The organism is Novosphingobium capsulatum NBRC 12533, from assembly GCF_001598375.1.
Classification (GTDB): Bacteria; Pseudomonadota; Alphaproteobacteria; order Sphingomonadales; family Sphingomonadaceae; genus Novosphingobium; species Novosphingobium capsulatum.
The window spans coordinates 1-15612 of the sequence record NZ_BCYV01000034.1; the positions used below are offsets into that span (position 1 = coordinate 1).

At 67.6% G+C, this 15612-nt stretch carries 16 protein-coding genes and 1 tRNA gene; 8 read left to right on the plus strand and 9 right to left on the minus strand.

Annotation, left to right across the window (positions count from 1 at the left end):
- Positions 1-101: 101 nt before the first annotated feature.
- Positions 102-287: a helix-turn-helix transcriptional regulator gene (locus SCA01S_RS20480; RefSeq protein ID WP_233251162.1), complete on the plus strand. Its 186-nt coding sequence runs from the start codon at positions 102-104 to the stop codon at positions 285-287.
- Here SCA01S_RS20480 and SCA01S_RS20485 read toward each other — a convergent pair.
- Positions 263-715 carry an ester cyclase gene (locus tag SCA01S_RS20485; protein ID WP_062788611.1) on the minus strand — a complete coding sequence of 151 codons (453 nt, stop codon included), beginning with the start codon at positions 713-715 and terminating at the stop codon, positions 263-265. The genes SCA01S_RS20480 and SCA01S_RS20485 overlap by 25 nt on opposite strands.
- Positions 712-1290, minus strand: a complete 579-nt coding sequence (locus SCA01S_RS20490) for a DUF2239 family protein (protein ID WP_062788612.1) — start codon at positions 1288-1290, stop codon at positions 712-714. The genes SCA01S_RS20485 and SCA01S_RS20490 overlap by 4 nt, the downstream gene beginning before the upstream one ends.
- Before the next feature lie 103 nt (positions 1291-1393).
- Between SCA01S_RS20490 and SCA01S_RS20495 the strand changes: the two genes are divergently transcribed.
- Positions 1394-1732, plus strand: a complete 339-nt coding sequence (locus SCA01S_RS20495) for a GIY-YIG nuclease family protein (protein ID WP_062788614.1) — start codon at positions 1394-1396, stop codon at positions 1730-1732.
- Here the strand turns inward: SCA01S_RS20495 and SCA01S_RS20500 are convergent.
- From SCA01S_RS20500 to SCA01S_RS20510, 3 genes are all read right to left on the minus strand, one after another.
- Positions 1680-2885 carry a tyrosine-type recombinase/integrase gene (locus SCA01S_RS20500; protein WP_062788615.1) on the minus strand — a complete coding sequence of 402 codons (1206 nt, stop codon included), beginning with the start codon at positions 2883-2885 and terminating at the stop codon, positions 1680-1682. The two genes, SCA01S_RS20495 and SCA01S_RS20500, sit on opposite strands and share 53 nt — an antisense overlap.
- Positions 2886-3043: 158 nt before the next feature.
- A tRNA-Leu gene (locus tag SCA01S_RS20505) sits at positions 3044-3130 on the minus strand.
- A gap of 148 nt (positions 3131-3278) precedes the next feature.
- Positions 3279-4076 carry an MJ0042-type zinc finger domain-containing protein gene (locus SCA01S_RS20510; protein WP_062788616.1) on the minus strand — a complete coding sequence of 266 codons (798 nt, stop codon included), beginning with the start codon at positions 4074-4076 and terminating at the stop codon, positions 3279-3281.
- A gap of 223 nt (positions 4077-4299) precedes the next feature.
- Here SCA01S_RS20510 and ftsE point away from each other — a divergent pair, with 223 nt between their 5' ends.
- From ftsE to thiD, 6 genes are all read left to right on the plus strand, one after another.
- A complete protein-coding gene (gene ftsE / locus SCA01S_RS20515) occupies positions 4300-5064 on the plus strand; it encodes a cell division ATP-binding protein FtsE (RefSeq protein ID WP_022675169.1) in 765 nt (254 codons plus the stop codon).
- Between the two features lie 13 nt (positions 5065-5077).
- Complete coding sequence (locus SCA01S_RS20520; RefSeq protein ID WP_062788638.1) at positions 5078-6007, plus strand: cell division protein FtsX; 930 nt, start codon at positions 5078-5080, stop codon at positions 6005-6007.
- Positions 6008-6120: 113 nt separating this feature from the next.
- Positions 6121-6672, plus strand: a complete 552-nt coding sequence (locus SCA01S_RS20525) for a YdcF family protein (RefSeq protein WP_062788618.1) — start codon at positions 6121-6123, stop codon at positions 6670-6672.
- A gap of 8 nt (positions 6673-6680) precedes the next feature.
- Positions 6681-7385 carry a lysophospholipid acyltransferase family protein gene (locus SCA01S_RS20530; protein ID WP_245652847.1) on the plus strand — a complete coding sequence of 235 codons (705 nt, stop codon included), beginning with the start codon at positions 6681-6683 and terminating at the stop codon, positions 7383-7385.
- 12 nt (positions 7386-7397) lie between these two features.
- Entirely contained in the window at positions 7398-8666 is a 1269-nt protein-coding gene (locus SCA01S_RS20535; protein ID WP_062788621.1) for an NRAMP family divalent metal transporter, read from the plus strand.
- Between the two features lie 10 nt (positions 8667-8676).
- The gene (gene thiD / locus SCA01S_RS20540) at positions 8677-9432 is read left to right on the plus strand and encodes a bifunctional hydroxymethylpyrimidine kinase/phosphomethylpyrimidine kinase (protein WP_062788622.1); all 756 of its coding nucleotides are present in this window, start codon (positions 8677-8679) and stop codon (positions 9430-9432) included.
- Position 9433: 1 nt separating this feature from the next.
- Here the strand turns inward: thiD and SCA01S_RS20545 are convergent, their stop codons facing one another.
- The 4 genes from SCA01S_RS20545 to SCA01S_RS20560 form a co-directional block, all read right to left on the minus strand.
- Positions 9434-10321, minus strand: a complete 888-nt coding sequence (locus SCA01S_RS20545; RefSeq protein WP_022674483.1) for an LOG family protein — start codon at positions 10319-10321, stop codon at positions 9434-9436.
- A 152-nt stretch (positions 10322-10473) separates the two neighbouring features.
- Complete coding sequence (locus SCA01S_RS20550) at positions 10474-11526, minus strand: family 8 glycosyl hydrolase (RefSeq protein ID WP_022674484.1); 1053 nt, start codon at positions 11524-11526, stop codon at positions 10474-10476.
- The gene (gene bcsD / locus SCA01S_RS20555) at positions 11516-11980 is read right to left on the minus strand and encodes a cellulose biosynthesis protein BcsD (RefSeq protein WP_022674485.1); all 465 of its coding nucleotides are present in this window, start codon (positions 11978-11980) and stop codon (positions 11516-11518) included. The genes SCA01S_RS20550 and bcsD overlap by 11 nt, the downstream gene beginning before the upstream one ends.
- Entirely contained in the window at positions 11980-15612 is a 3633-nt protein-coding gene (locus tag SCA01S_RS20560) for a cellulose biosynthesis protein BcsC (protein WP_157089077.1), read from the minus strand. Before SCA01S_RS20560 ends, bcsD begins: the two co-directional genes overlap by 1 nt.

The window sequence follows — 15612 nt, forward strand, 5'->3', positions numbered from 1 at the left end:
TCTTTACGCCGACCTCAGACCGGCAAATCTCACAGCAAAGGAGCAAGACAACCAACCGCAGCACAGAAAGACAAAGCCATGACCGAACAGCCCCGGACCGCATCCTGCGCCTCCATGCCGTCCTCGACCGCACCGGCCTGACCCGCGCCACTCTCTACCGGAAGATCCAGGCGGGTACTTTTCCCAAGCAGGTGCGCATCGCTACGCGCTGCACTGGCTGGCGCGAATCCGCCATCCGCGAATGGATGTGCAATCCCATGTTCTATGAGGCAGGCAACGCTTCCTGACGCCCGCGTTGCAATTGCTGGTAGACGCCAAGCCGATCGGTGATCTGCCAATGGCCAGTCAGGCGATCGTCCGCGTCAAACGCATAGACCGTCGCACCAGACATGTGGATCGTCTGGCCCGTGGCCGGATAGCCCGGCAGATCGGCCGCATGCGTGCCGCGCCACAGCCAGGTCATCACCACGCTGTCGCCATCGGCAAACAGGCCCTGGGTGACAAAGCGCTGATCTGGAAAAGCGGCGCGCGATTGCCGGACACGGTCCTTGAACCCAGCGCGATCGAGCGTCTGGCCGTGCCACGGATCGCCGGGATCGTGGTGGATGACATAGACTTCGGCGATGTAGTCGTCGGCCGCATCCACCCGCCCTTCGTCCCAGACCGCTTGAATGAAGGCCGCGAGGCGCTGCTTGCGCAGGCCGCTGCGCATCATGCCGCGGCCTGCCCGCTGGCCAGCATCAGCGCGTACTCGCGAATGTCCTGCGGCCAAGCCGCCATCCTGGCCGCGAACGCGTCGCCATCATCGGCAAACAGCGCGCGGATCGCCTCTTCGTAGCCGGGCAGATCCCCTGCCAGGGCGGACAGGAACGTGTAAGCACGCTGCTGCGCGCCCTTGCGCTCGGTTCGCCCCTGATCAGCCCGCCGTGCTTCGTCGACCAGCCGGCGCAGCGCGCCCGAGGCACCACCGGGCTGCTGCGCCAGCCATTCCCAATGACGCGGCAACAGCGTCACCTCGCGCGGCACGACCCCGAGCTTGGGCCGCCCACGCCCGCGCGCCGGCTCTGTCTCACTGCCGCCCGGCCGGGCCAGCCGCGCGACGATCTCTGCCGTGGTGCCGCGCAAGTCGAGATCGAGCACGCGTCCAGTGGCATTGTCGAACACGAGCACAGCGTCCATGTCCCGGGTTTCTGCGGCCTTCACGGCCAACGCCACATCGATCAGCGCACCTTGGGCCAGTTTGCGCGGGCCAGCAAACGCGGTGCACTGCAAGGAGAGTTCATTCGTCATGGGCCTTTTATAGCCGGATAAATTTATTGTACAATATACCCGGATATAATTGCATGCGCGGCCCAGCGGTCGTACAGGACGCGCGCAGCACGAAAGGCAGGACATGACAGAGACCACGCGCAAGGCGGCCGTCGCGGCCTACAAGGAGCGCAAGATCGCGGCAGGCATCTACGCCATCCGCTGCGCGGCAAGCGATGAAGTGTGGATCGGCAGCGCCCCGGACCTTTCGACCATCGAGAACCGCCTGTGGTTCACACTGCGCCAGGGCGCCAATCCGCACCGCGCACTGCAGGAAGCGTGGAATGCGCATGGCAGCGCAGCCTTCACGTTCGAAGTGATTGCGCACCTGCACGACGAAGATGATCCTGGCTATCCTCGCCGCACCGCGCTCAGGAACCTTCACCTGCGTTGGCTGGAGCAGCTCGGCGGCGCGCGGATCTAGCGGCGCCAGAGGCTCCGTCCGCCACAATCGGCCGCGTCAGGTGCTTGTGCCAGGCCTCCAGCAGCTTGCGCCGCTTGGCGAGCCGGTCGCTGCGCTGGTAGGCACCGACAACGCCAACATCGACCGCGTGACCAAGACAGGCTTCCTTGGTCTCGAAATCCGCCTTGGTGCATTCCTCGGCCCATGTCCGAAACGTGCTGCGAAACCCGTGCGGCCGCGCGCTCAGTCCAGCGCGATCCATCAGCGCGGTCATCGCCATGTCGGACAGCGGCTTGCCGCGATAGGCCGCAAACAGGTGGCCGGATTGACCCGCCACCAGCGCCTGCGCCTCGGCCACTAGGGGAATGCGGCGGCTCTCGTTGGTCTTGGTGCGCTTGGCCGAGAGGCTCCAGACCTCACCCTCGATTTCATCGCTGGTGGCGAGCCGCACTTCGCTGGTGCGGGCCAGAGTCAGCATCAGGAAGCGCAGTGCCCGTGAGGCCGTCGTGTCGAGCGTGCCCAGCCACTGATAGAACTTGGGTGCATCGGCATAAGGCAGGGCGGGAATATGCTCGGTCTCGTGGCGCTGCTTGCCCAGCAGCGCACGCGCCTTGAGACAGGCCTGGAGATCGACGGCGAGCCCGAGCGCGGCCGCGTGGGTAAAGGTGAGGCTGAGACGATTGAGCGCCTTGGCCGCCGCTTCTGGCTTGGTGTGCCAGATCGGCGCCAGCAGGTCGCGCAAGGCGTGCTGGTCGACGTCCTCGATCGCGCGATCCCCGATCTTGGGAATGACATGGACGTTGAGCGGGGACAGCCAGCGCCCGGCCGCACCATCGCCTTTGAGCTGGACCTTGCGCGCTTCGAAACAGCTGGCGATCGCCTGGGCGACCGTCAGGCGCGCGATTACCCGGTTCTGCTGGCGGCGGGCTTCGATCGGACACTGCCCGGCGCGCAAGGTGGCGCGGGCCTCGGCAGCGGCGGCTCTGGCATCGGCGATGGAAACATCGGGCCAGGGCCCCAGGCCCATTTCGCGGCGGCGGCCCTTGAGGAAATAGCGCAGCACCCACTTGCCCCGGGCTCGTTCACGCTTGTGCAGCCACAGGCCCGCACCGTCACCATAGCGGCCGGGTGGCGCATTGCGCGCGGCGATGTGCGAGAGGATGTGCTGCTTCACCGATCCTTTCCTCAGCGGGGAGAAAAGGGGTGGTTTCAGTCCCCCGTCTGGTCCCCCGTTTTGCGTGCGCTGGGAGGATACACGATGGGTTGCGGTGAGGCAAGAAATGGCTGTTTTCAGCCATTTGGCGATTTCTTGAGCAGCCCTGGGAGGGGTGCTGGTGCGGTCGAGAAGACTCGAACTTCCACGGGCTTTCGCCCACAACGACCTCAACGTTGCGCGTCTACCAATTCCGCCACGACCGCATATCGCATCCGGGTTGGCCAAGGGCACATCCCGTCGGGGTAGGAGCGCGCCCCTAGCAGGGGTTTGGGGGGGCTGCAACAGGGCGGTTGCACTTTTTTATCCCCAGCCGGTCGTTGCTGCCCCGGCGTGCGGCCGGGGCCTGCATGCCTATTCCGGTTTCCAGCCAATTTCGGCCGAGCGCGCGCTCTTGGGAACGTCGGTCACCGCTTCGTTGATCGTCACGCTTTCGCCCGGGCGCAGCTTGTCCTTGGGCGGGGCGACGTCCCAGGTATAGACGATGCGGTTCTGCGCGTCGCGCAGCACGATCAGGATCGGCGGCACTTCGCGCAGGTCCTTGCCCACGTTGGTGACGGTGCCGCTCGCGCCGAAATAGGCCGTGCCGTTGCTCAAGGTGCGGCGGTCCTGCCGCGCGGGCGGGAACGAAAGCACCAGATCGGGGCGGCCGTTGCCGAATGTGGGCCGGTTGACCGGCAACCAATCGGGCAGGCCCAGCCACGAAACCAGGCCGATCATCGCCGCCACGGCCAGAGCAAAGGTAATGCCCGCGGCCGTCCACAGCCGCGCCGGGTTGCGGCGCGGGCGGAACGGGGGCTGGTGTTCGAAGCTCGATACCGGCGAGACGTATTCGGCCGTGGGGGCCTGCGCGCGGGGCGGCTCTGCCCGTGGGGCGGGCGCCGGGGGCGCTTGCTCCTCTACCGCGACTGGCGGCGCCGGTTGCACTGGCGCGGCGGGCGGTGGCGCGGGAGCCAGCGGGGGAGTTGGCGCCGGTTCGGAAGCGGCAGTTTCAGGCGGCGTGGCTTGCTCCGACGGGCGCGGCGGGAGTTCGGGGCCGGCCTGGAACCAGCTGTGCCGGCACTTGGCACAGCGCACGGTACGGCCGTCCACGCCGATCGCACTGTCGGGGACGACATAGCGCGTCGCACAGGCGGGACAGGCGATTATCATAAAACGGTCTAAGCATGCCGAGAGGGGCTGAAACAATAGGGTGCAAGGGGGCAAATCGCCCATGCGCCCTTTTTTCCACATGCATTGACGCGTATAGGCGCCCTTGCCATCGCGCGACGCACCAAACCGCCCATGCGGGACATTGCCAAACGGCCCCCGCGCCGACATGGTAGGCGGGCATGGCGCACGACCAAACACGCGAACGGGGCCCGATCTTTCTGCCATGAACCAAGCCGCCGCCGAGATTGTCCAGTTCGACAATGTCGGGCTGCGGTATGGCGCCGGCCGCGAAGTGCTGGCCGATGTCTCGTTCACGCTCTATCCCGGCTGCTTCTACTTTCTCACCGGCGCCAGCGGCGCGGGCAAGACCAGCCTGCTCAAGCTGCTGTATCTGGCGCAGCGCCCCTCGCGCGGGTTGATCCGCATGTTCGGCACCGATGCCATCACCCTGCCGCGCGAACGCCTGCCCGGCTTTCGCCGCCGCATCGGCGTGGTGTTCCAGGATTTCCGCCTGGTCCCGCACCTTTCGGCGTGGGACAACGTGGCCCTGCCGCTGCGCGTCGCCGGGCAAAGCGAAAAGGACATCGCCAAGCCGGTGTCCGACATGCTCGAATGGGTCGGGCTGGGCGACCGGTTCCAGGCGCGCCCCGCCACGCTTTCGGGCGGAGAACAGCAGCGCGTGGCGATCGCCCGCGCCGTCATCGCCCGTCCCGATATCCTGGTGGCCGACGAGCCGACCGGCAACGTCGACCCGGAGATGGCGATCAAGCTGCTGCGCCTGTTCGAAAGCCTCAACCGCCTGGGCACCACTGTGGTGGTCGCGACGCACGACCTGCACCTGATCCGCAAGGTGCCCGATTCGCTGATCATGCGGCTGGACAAGGGCAAGCTGGCCGACCCCACCGGCGCGCTGCGCTATCCCCCGCGCCGTCCGGTCGACACCGGCGGAAATGGCGATGGCCCGATGGGCGATGGCGGCCTGCCATGAAACGGCATACCTCATGAAGCGTTTGGCCAGCGCCCTGCCCCGCACGCTGCGCGCCCTGGGTGGCGAAGGCGAATCCCGCCTGCTGCCCGAGGCGCGCCTGTCGGGCCCGATGCCGTGGGTGATCGCGATCATGATCGCGCTGACCGTGGTGGCCGCGGCCAGCGCGCTGGCGCTGCGCCATGCCGCGCAGGCGGCCAGCGCCGATCTGGAAGGCGGGGTGACGGTGCAGATCGTCTCGGCCGCGCCCGCCCAGCGCCAGCGCCAGGCCGATGCGGCGCTGGCGGTGCTGCGCCACGCTCCCGGCGTGATCAGTGCCACGGCCGTGCCGCAGGACCAGCTCGATGCCTTGGTCGAACCCTGGCTGGGCACCCGTGCGGGCGACGATCTGGACGATCTGCCGATCCCGGCACTGATCGACGTGCGCCTGGCCGGCACGGCCACGCCGGCGCGGCTCGATCTGCTGCGCAAGGCCTTGGCCGCCACGGCCCCGGCGGCGCGGATCGATGCGCAGTCAAGCTGGCTGGCACCGGTGTTCCGCGCCATTGGTGCCTTGCAATGGGCGGCCGGCGGCCTGATCGCGCTGTTCGCCTTTGCCACGGTTTCCGCCGTGCTGCTGGCGTCGCGCAATGCGCTGGGCACCCATCGCGAAACGATCGAGATCGTCCATATGCTGGGCGCCACCGATGTGCAGATCGCGCGCGTGTTCCAGCGCTCCATGGCGACGGACGCAGCGATGGGCGGCGTGGTCGGCCTGCTTGCCGGCGTGGTTACCGTGCTGGGCCTGGCGCGCCAGTTTGCCGCGCTGGGTTCGGGCATGGTGGCGCAAGGCTCGCTCGCCTGGACCGATTGGGTCGCCCTTGCCGGTATTCCCATCGCCGGCGTGCTGCTGGTGATGCTGACAGCCCGACTTACCGTTCTTGCCGCCTTGCGGCGCATGGTATGATCGCGTGACCGTCCCCATATTGCCCCCCATAACGCCCAAGCTATGCAGCAGCCCCCACCCATGACCACACCGCACGCCGGCACGCGCCGCACGATCGTGAGAAAGCCCCGGGCATGAGAAAGCCGCCGGGCCTGTTTCGCCGCATCGGTTCGGCGCTGATCCTGCTGTGGGTGCTGGGTTTCCTGTGGTTTGCCTGGTTCCTGCCGCAGCCGGCGCCCGATGGCACGCGCACCGATGGCATCGTGGTGCTGACCGGTGGCGGCGGCCGCATTCCGCGTGCCTTGGCCATGCTCCAGGCCGGCAAGGCGCAGACCCTGCTGGTCAGTGGTGTCGATCGCCAGGTGCGGCCGGCCGAATTTGCCGCCGAATACAAGGTCGATCCCGCACGGCTCGATTGCTGCATCACCCTGGGTTTTGATTCGGTCGATACCCGCTCCAACGCGCACGAGGCCGCCGCCTGGATCGCCCGGCACAAGATCCATTCGGTGCGCCTGGTCACCACCGACTGGCACATGCGCCGCGCCACGTTCGATCTGTGGGTCGTGGCGCCCAAGGGCCTGGTCATCGTGCGCGATGCCGTGCCCTCGCGGCCCAGCCTCAAGATCCTGTTCCTGGAATACAACAAGCTGCTGGCCCGCATGGTGGCGTGGCTGGCAGGATGGTGACAAGCGCCGTGGAAGACCGTTCCCCTACCCTTGCCGAAATCGTGCGCAGCCTGGTGTTCTATGCCGTGTTCTATGGCTTTACCGTGCTGCTGCTGCTGGTGCTGGCGGTCGTGCTGATCGTGGCGCCGCGCGGCGTCTTTGCCATGGTCCAGGCGTGGACCGGCGTGCACCGCGCGCTTGTGCGCCATGTGCTGGGCATCCGCGTGGAAGTGGTGGGCACGCCGCCGCAGGAAGGCGTGTTCTATGCCCTGCGCCATGAAAGCTTTTTCGAGGCGATCGACCTGCCGCAAGTGCTGCACCGCCCCTGCATCTTTGCCAAGATCGAGCTGATGCGCATTCCCGTGTGGGGCCGCGCTGGCTGGGCCTATGGCCTGATCGGGGTGGAGCGTGAAGCCGGCGCCAAGACGCTGCGTGCCATGCTGACCCATGCCCGTGCCCGCCTGGCCGAAGGGCGGCCGCTGGTAATCTTTCCCGAAGGCACGCGTGTGCCGGTGGGGCAACGCTATCCGCTGCAATCGGGTTTTGCCGGGATATACAAGTTGTTGTCACTACCGGTGGTTCCGGTGGCGGTGCATAGCGGCGCCCTGTATCACCGCGTGTGGAAGCGACGCGGCACCATTCGCTATGTCATTGGCGAAACCATTCCCCCCGGCCTGCCGCGTGAAGAGATCGAGGCCCGTGTGCTTGACGCCATCACCGCCCCCACTGCCTGAACGCCGCCACGCATGACTGTGCCGCCAGAACCGGATGCCCCGGCCAAGTCGCTGATGGCCTCGTTGGGCCCTGGCCTGATCACTGGCGCGGCCGATGACGATCCCAGCGGCATCGGCACCTATAGCCAGGTTGGCGCGCAGTTTGGCCACACGCTGACCTGGACCATGCTGTTCAGCTATCCGCTGATGGCCGCAATCCAGGAAATTTGCGCGCGCATCGGCGCCACCACCGGGCGCGGCATTGCCGACAACGTGCGGCGCCACTATCCGCGCTGGCTGCTGCCGGGCGTGATCTGCCTGCTGGTGGTGGCCAACGTGATCAACCTGGGGGCAGACCTGGGCGCGATGGCCGCCGCGCTGCACCTGCTGCTGCCGGGGCCGCTGCCGCTCTATACCCTCGGCTTTGCCGTGATCAGCGTGCTGGCCGAAGTGTTCGTGCCCTATGCCCGCTATGCCGGCTGGCTCAAATGGACCACGCTGTCGCTGTTTGCCTATATCGCGGTGCTGATCGTCACGCCGATGGATTGGGGTGACGCGCTCTATCACGTGGTCGTGCCCACAGTGCAGCTTGACCATGCGTTCCTGTCGGGCCTGGTGGCCCTGCTGGGCACCACGATCAGCCCCTACCTGTTTTTCTGGCAGGCCGGGCAAGAGGTGGAGGAATTGCGCCGCCGCCAGGCGCGGCCGCTGCACGATGCCCCGCGCCGGGCAGCACCGGAATTGCGTCGCATCCGCGCCGATACGCTGGTGGGCATGGGCTTTTCCAACGTGACCGCGCTCGCCATCATCGTGGCGACCGCCGCCACGCTCCACGCCCATGGCATTACCGACATCACCTCGGCCGATCAGGCGGCGATGGCGCTGCGGCCGTTCGCCGGCGATCTGGCCTTTGCACTGTTTGCGCTGGGCATCATCGGCACCGGGCTGCTGGCGGTGCCGGTGCTGGCCGGCTCTGCCGCTTATGCGCTGAGCGAGGCCTTGCGCTGGAACGAAGGGCTCGATCGCGCCCCGCGCGAGGCGCGCGCCTTTTACATTGCCATCGCGCTGGCCACGTTCGCGGGCCTGGTCATCAACGTCATCGGCATCAACCCGATGCGCGCGCTCTATTGGACGGCAGTGATCAATGGCTTGCTCGCCCCGCCGCTGATGGTGGTGACGATGCTGATCGCCCGCAATCCGCGCGCCATGGGTCACCTGGTCATCTCGCGCCGGCTGGCGGCCGTGGGCTGGCTGGCCACCGTGGCGATGACGGTCGTGGCCGTCCTGTTCCTGTTTGCGTGAAAGACCCGCGATGATCAGCCCACCCCCGCGCATCCTGTCCATCGCTGGTTCGGATTCCGGCGGCGGCGCCGGCATCCAGGCCGATATCAAGACCATCACCATGCTGGGTGGCTTTGCCATGACGGCGATCTGCGCGCTGACCGCGCAGAACACGCTGGGCGTCAGCGCCGTGGCCGCGAGCACGCCCGCGATGGTCGCCGCGCAGATCGATGCCTGCGCCAGCGATATCGGCGTGGACGCGGTGAAGATCGGTATGCTCGGATCGCCGCAAATTGCCGCAGTGGTGGCCGATCGGCTGGAAGGGCTGGGCGTGCCGGTGGTGTTCGATCCGGTGATGATCGCCACCAGCGGGGCGGCGCTGGCCGACGCGGCCACGATCGCCGCGTTCGAACGCCTGATGGCGCTCGCCACACTCACCACGCCCAACGTGCCGGAACTGGCCGCGCTGGGCGGTGACGCCGCCATGGCCGCGCGGGGCATCGCCTATCTCGCCAAGGGCGGCGATGCCGATGGGCCCATGGTGGAAGACCGCCTGGTCATTCCCGGCCAGCCGCCGCGCCTGTGGCAAGCGCCGCGCATTGCCACGCGCCACAGCCACGGCACGGGCTGCACCCTGTCGAGCGCGATCGCCACCGAACTGGGGCGCGGGGCCAGCCTCGAACAGGCGGTGGACCGCGCCCGCGCCTTTGTCCGCGCGGCGCTGCTGGCCGCACCCGGCCTTGGTGCCGGGCACGGCCCGATGGGCCATCACGCGGTGCGGATTTAGGTTACTCGCAACCGCAGTCGAGGTCGTAGAACTTGACGATCTCGTTCCAGGCTTCCTCGGCGGTTTCCACCGGCTTGAACAGGTCGAGATCCTCGAAGTTGATCACGCCTTCCTCGGCAATGGCGCGGAAGTTGATCACCTTGTTCCAGTAATCCGCCCCGAACAGCAGCACGGGAATCGGCTTCATCTTGCCGGTCTGGATGAGGGTAAGCAGTTCGAAGAATTCATCGAACGTGCCAAAGCCGCCGGGGAACACCGCCACGGCGCGCGCACGCATCAGGAAGTGCATCTTGCGCAGCGCGAAATAGTGGAACTGGAACGAGAGGTGCGGCGTCACATAGGGGTTGGGCGCCTGTTCGTGCGGCAGCACAATGTTGAGGCCGATCGAATCCGCGCCCACGTCCACCGCGCCGCGGTTGGCCGCTTCCATGATCGACGGCCCCCCGCCCGAGCAGACCACGAACTGGCGCTTGCCTTCTTCCACGACGCCGCAGGTGGAGGCATAGCGCGCCAGCTTGCGCGCCTCTTCATAATACTTGGCCTTGCTGGCCAGCCGCTCGACCACGGCCTTGCGTTCGGGCGTGGTGGCCGTCGCCAGCGCGGCATCGACCGCTTCGGGCGCGGGAATGCGGGCGGAGCCGTAGATCACCAGGGTAGAGCCGATATCGGCCTCTTCCAGCAGCATTTCTGCCTTGAGCAGTTCCAGCTGAAAGCGCACCGGGCGCAGTTCCTCGCGCAACAGGAAGTCGGTATCGCCAAACGCGAGGCGATAGGCCGGGTCCTGCTGCTGGGGGGTGGTCTTGGGGTGGCTTTGCGCGAACCCGGCTTCCTGCTCGGCCTTGTAGAACTTACGATTGACGAGCTGGTTGTTGATTTCTTCTTCGGTCATTTGCCGCAAAGTGGGCGTGCGCGGCGTGGTTGGCAAGCCCATCCGCGTTTGTTTCGGTGGGTTGCTTGGGCCCCTGGAAACCACGTTCGGGCAAACCATGTTCTGGCAAACCAGGGTGGGGGCGGCCAGGCCAGCCCCCAATGCCGCCTGGTTCAGGTCAGCGCGCCCACCAGCATCTGCAGCGCCGCGCCAAAGTATTCCGGTGCCAGGCCCAGCGGCGGGCGCGTGCCGATCAGCTTGCTGGCAATCGCCGCGCCGCCGTTCGACACGGCGAACGAGGCGCGCTCCCCGGTATTGAGATCGATCCACGCCGGGATCGGCTGCCCCTGTGCCAGGCACTGCCGCCAGAAATTGGCTACCGGCTGGACCAGGCTGGCGCGATGGCCGGCAAGCGCGAACAGCGGCACGCGGATCGCGTCAAAGCCAAAGCGCGGATCGTGGCCGGGGGCCGGGGCAAAGCGGCCCGGGCCGGCCACCTCCACCCAGTCGGCTGGCAGGCCATATTGGCCAAAGCGCGCCTGCGACACGATCGCCGTGGCATCATCGGCCAGCGCCTGCCACACGCCCGGCCCGTCCCATTCGGCAAAGCTCGTGAAGGCAGGCCAGATGAAATAGGATGGATTGACGATGACACGCCCGTTGGCCTGGAAGCCTTCCAGTCCGGGCAACAGCAGCTTCATGCCAAAGCGGTCCACCACCAGGCGCTGGCGGATGGCGGCGCGGATCGCGGCAGAGCGCGTGCGCCATTCCCCCACGCCCCAGCGCTGCCCGGCGCGCTGCAACGCCCAGGCGATCATGATATCGCCATCGGCGGCATTGTTGCGATCGGGCACGTGGTCAGGATTTGACGGATCGTACCGCCACGCATGCAGCGCCACGTCGCTGCGCAGCAGGTTGTCGTTGGTCCAGTCCGCGATCAGCTCGAACGTGGCGCGGTCGCCGGCCTCCAGGGCCAGGACCAGGCCATAGCTCTGCCCCTCGCTATGGCTGATCCCGCCGTTCTGCGGATCGACGATCCGGCCCGAGGGATCGAGAAAGCGGGCCTTGAACGTTTCCCAATCGCCGTTGCTGGCCATGGCCTTGCTCTGTCGCCCCGGGGCGCAGGCGGCGGTCAGTGCCACCAGCAACCCGAACCCGAACCCACGCCGATCAATTCCTTCACTCTGCCCGGCGCCGGCCGGGCGCTTCATCCGATCAGCGGCCATGTCTGATTGCAAGCGTATGTCCCTTCCATTCGGCCGTGGTCGTCAGGGCAATGCTGCTGCCCATCATGCGGAACCAGGTATCATAGGTGCCCTCCATCAAGGGCGGCAGCAGTGCTTTCCACGGCTCGGCGATCTCGGCCTCGGTTTCGGGATAGAGGCCGTCCTGGCGCACCACGATGGCGCTGTCTTCCACCGTCACCACGGCGCTGCCCCAGCCCAGCGTGGCCCACAGCGCATTGATGCGCGTGGTCATCGTGCCGAGGTCTTCCACGTCATCGAGCGGCACCACCGCGGCGATCCGCTTGCCCACCGCGGCATAGAAGCCATGGCTCTGCTCTTCGGTCGCCGCGCTCGACAGCTCGCGCGCGATCATGGCCACCAGAAAGCTGGCACCGGCCGGTGGCGAAGCTCGGAACGCGCTGGACACGCGCGGTGTCTTCGGGTCCTCAAACATTATTTGGTCGCTCCCAAACTCTGGCGGATGCCGATGGTCGAGCGAAGCTCGTCATAGCTGCCAAAGGTATTGTAACTGGCCTCGCCCCCGATGCGGGTCGACGGGCTGATCTGGTAATAGACCGATCCTTCGGCCGAGAGCGCGAAGCCGGTCTTGCTGAGGCTGTCATACCGCGCGCGCACGTCGCTATCCTGGGCCTTGAGCGCGTTGAGCTGGGCCTGCAGCGGATCGTTGGTGGGATAGAGCGCGGCGTCTTTCTGGTTATAGCTCTGATAGCCTGGGGTGACCGCGGCACGCACGGCCAGCTGGTCCTTGTCCAGGGCATAGCGCACCGGAAAGCTGACCGAGAGGAAGCTTTGCGGGCTGAAATAGCCGCCGTGGCCATAGGTAAAGTAGTTCTGCGGGTTGTCGTACGACTGGTAGTTGACGTTGATCCCGCTGGTGAGCGACGAATGCTCGGTGCGATAGACCCGCAGGTAGCCGCCAACATTGGCTTCGACGCCGTGGTTCTTGCGCACGTTGATGCCGTTGTAGCGGTTGTAGGCCACGGTGCCATAGGCGCCGCTGCCATTGCGATCGACCGACAGCCCGGCCCCGCCGCCCAGCCGCATGACATGGCCCCAGGTCTGCCCCGTGACCGGATCGCGCGTGCCGGCATAGGCGATCACGCTGTCGGTCACCGGGCGGCGTTCCACCCAGGCCTGCGCCTGCACGCCATTGCCCAGGCCCGGCGTGACGCCAGCATGGAACGAGACCTGCGTCTTGCCCATGCCCAGCGGTGTCGTGCCGACATCGGCATGGACCACGCTGCTATCATAGCCCACGCTCAGCCCCACGCCCGAGCGGTGCTGGGTATCGGCCTGGACCAGGGCAGAGGCTTTCTGCGCGACGATGGCCTGCGCCTCGATCGTGGCATTGGTGCCAAAGCGCGCCAGGCCCGATCCGGCCGGTCGGCCGGAATCGAGCACCACCGCTTCGGCGCGGGCATGCACGCGGCCACCGGCAAGCCCGGTGGAAATCTCGGCAGAGCCGCGCAGGTCGCTCAATTGCGAAAGCCCGGTCTCGCCCTTGCGCTCGCGATACGAGGTGCCAAGATCCACCCGCGGCCCGCTTTCACGCGTGAGCGAGGCGATATCGCCCGAGATCTTGGCCATGACCGGATCGACCGGGCCACCTGCCGCCAAGGGCGCTGCGGCATCGCCGAATGGCGAGGAGCCGGCAGGCGCGGGCGCCGTGCCAAAGCCCTGCCCGCCAAAGGCCGGGCTGGGCAGCGCGCCATAGGTGCCCTGCGCCGGATAGGCCGGTTGCGACGGATAGGTGTTCTGGGCCGGATAGGAATTCTGGGCCTGATAGGAATTCTGGGCGGCCGGTGTGGCATAACCACCACCCGCACCATCCATGACCGAGCCACCGTTCTGCGCCACCGGCGTGGCATAGGCGGGCGTGTTGCCATAGGATGGCGCAGCATAGCTGGCGGGTGCGGCATAGGCCGGGGGCGCGCCGAAGCCGTTGTTCATCGGCACCATCTGCGCGCTGGGCAGGCGCGTGCCGCTGCCCAGGGCAAAGGGATTGATCTGCGGCTGGGCCTGCATCGCCGGCTGATCGCGGAACGGATTGCCCGTGCCCACGCCCATCGGATCGGCGGCAAAAGGATTGCCGCCAAAGGCATCGATGCCATTGCTGCCGCTTTGCCGCGAATAGAGCGCGCGCGCTTCCTTGAGCAGGCGCACCGCGGCGCTGCGATCACCGCGCGCCTGGGCCACCTGGGCCAGGGTCATGCGCACCTGGTAATCCTGCGGGAAGGCCTGCAACGCGCGATTAGCCGCGCTTTGCGACAGTTCCTTGTCGCCGGCGGCCTGGGCGGTCTGCGCCAGGCCGAGCAGGGCATCGCGGTTGCGCCCGTCACGCGTCAGCACGATCTGAAAGGTCTGCGCCGCGCGCGCGGCCATGCCGCCCGATTGATAGAGCCGGGCCAGCGCCGCCATGATTTCCAGGTTGTCGGGTGCCGCGCCCCAGGCGCCGCGCAGCACGTCAAACGCCTGGGCAAACTGGCCATTGAGGCGCAGGCGATCGGCCTGGCCCACTGCCAGCCCGGCCGACATGCGCGCCAGCGTGCGCTGGCCTTCGGGCGAAGTATTGCCCAGCGCCGCCGCCTTTTGCAGGGCCGCACGGGCCAGGTCGTCGCGACCGGTCTTGGCCAACACGCGCACCACCGCGTCATAGCCGTCGAGATCGGCGATATCGCCGCTCATCGCCGCCTGGGCATATTGCCCGGCGCCCACGCCATCGCCCAGGTCATAGAGCGCGCTGGCAATCGCGGCGCGGCGTGCGGCGGGCAGCGTCTTGATCGCGCCCAGCTGGCGCAGCGCCGCCACGGCCTGCTCGCGCTGGCCGCCGGCGGCCATGGCCTTGGCCCGCTCGATCGCGCTGTCGGTCTTCACCCCCAGGGCAAAGTTGCGCATCGCCGGGGTGCGCTGGGTTTCGGGAATGCGATCGATCAGCGATTCGGCGGCAGCATGGCGGCCCAGATCGGAATCGATCAGCGCGGCGGCGTAAAGCGAATCAGGATCGCCCGACTGGGTCAGCGTGTTGATCAGCGATTCGGCTTCGACGCTGCGGCCATGGCGGATCAGGAAGCGGGCAAATTCATAGCGAATCCACGGATCGCTCTGGTCGAGCATCAGGCCGCCCTGGAATTCCTGTTCGGCGGTCACGTCATCGCCGCGGGCCACGGCGGCCAGCGCGCGGCCACGCGCGGCGCGGCTCTGCAGGCGCTGGTCAGTCTGCGCGCCACTCACCTCGCCGGCCTGGCGATAGAAATCGGCCGCGTCGGCATAGCGGCCCTGGCGTTCATAGATATCGGCGAGCAGTTCGAGCGCCGGTCCCGGCTGGGCAAAGCCAGAGCGCACCAGCGCCTCGGCCGCAGCCTGTGCCTGGTCGGTCTGGCCGCGCGCGAGAAGATTGCGCGCCTCGTCCATGCCGGCATAGAACCGCGCGGCAGACAGTGCCTCGGCCCAGCGGCCGGGATTGGGCTGGCGCGAGGCCTGTTCCAACAGATCGCGCGCTTCGGCAAAGCGGCTTTGACGCAGGCGCACGATGCCCAGGCCACCCAGCGCATCGCCATCGTTGCGGTTGACGCCCAGCGCCTTCTGGAAACGGCTGGCGGCCGCATCCAGGTTGTTGTCATCCAGTGCATCGAACCCGGCCATGCGCTGCTTGCCGGCATTGTCGGCGGCGCGCTGGCGCGGGTTGGCCGCAGGTGGCGGCGCCTTTTCCGCCACACGCTCGGCCGGGCGCGGCTGCGGGCGCGGCGCAGCCCGCGCCACCGTCGGGCGCGGGGCCGGCTTGGCTGCGGGCTGCTTGGCAGGCTGCGCCTTGGGTGCAGCGGCGGGCGCTCCACCCCCGGCCAGAGCGCGGCGCGCCTCGACATTGCCGGGATCAAGCGCCAGCGCGCGGCGCAGGGCCTGATCCGCCAGATCCTGGCGCCCCTTGCCCTTCCAGTAGAGCCCCTGTGCAATCAGGGCCTTTACCCCGGGCACATCGGCAAATGCCACCTGGGGCAAGGCCAGCGAGGCACCCGAGGCCAGCAGGATGGCAACAGCAGCACGGGAAGAGGGCAGCGGCGCGGACAT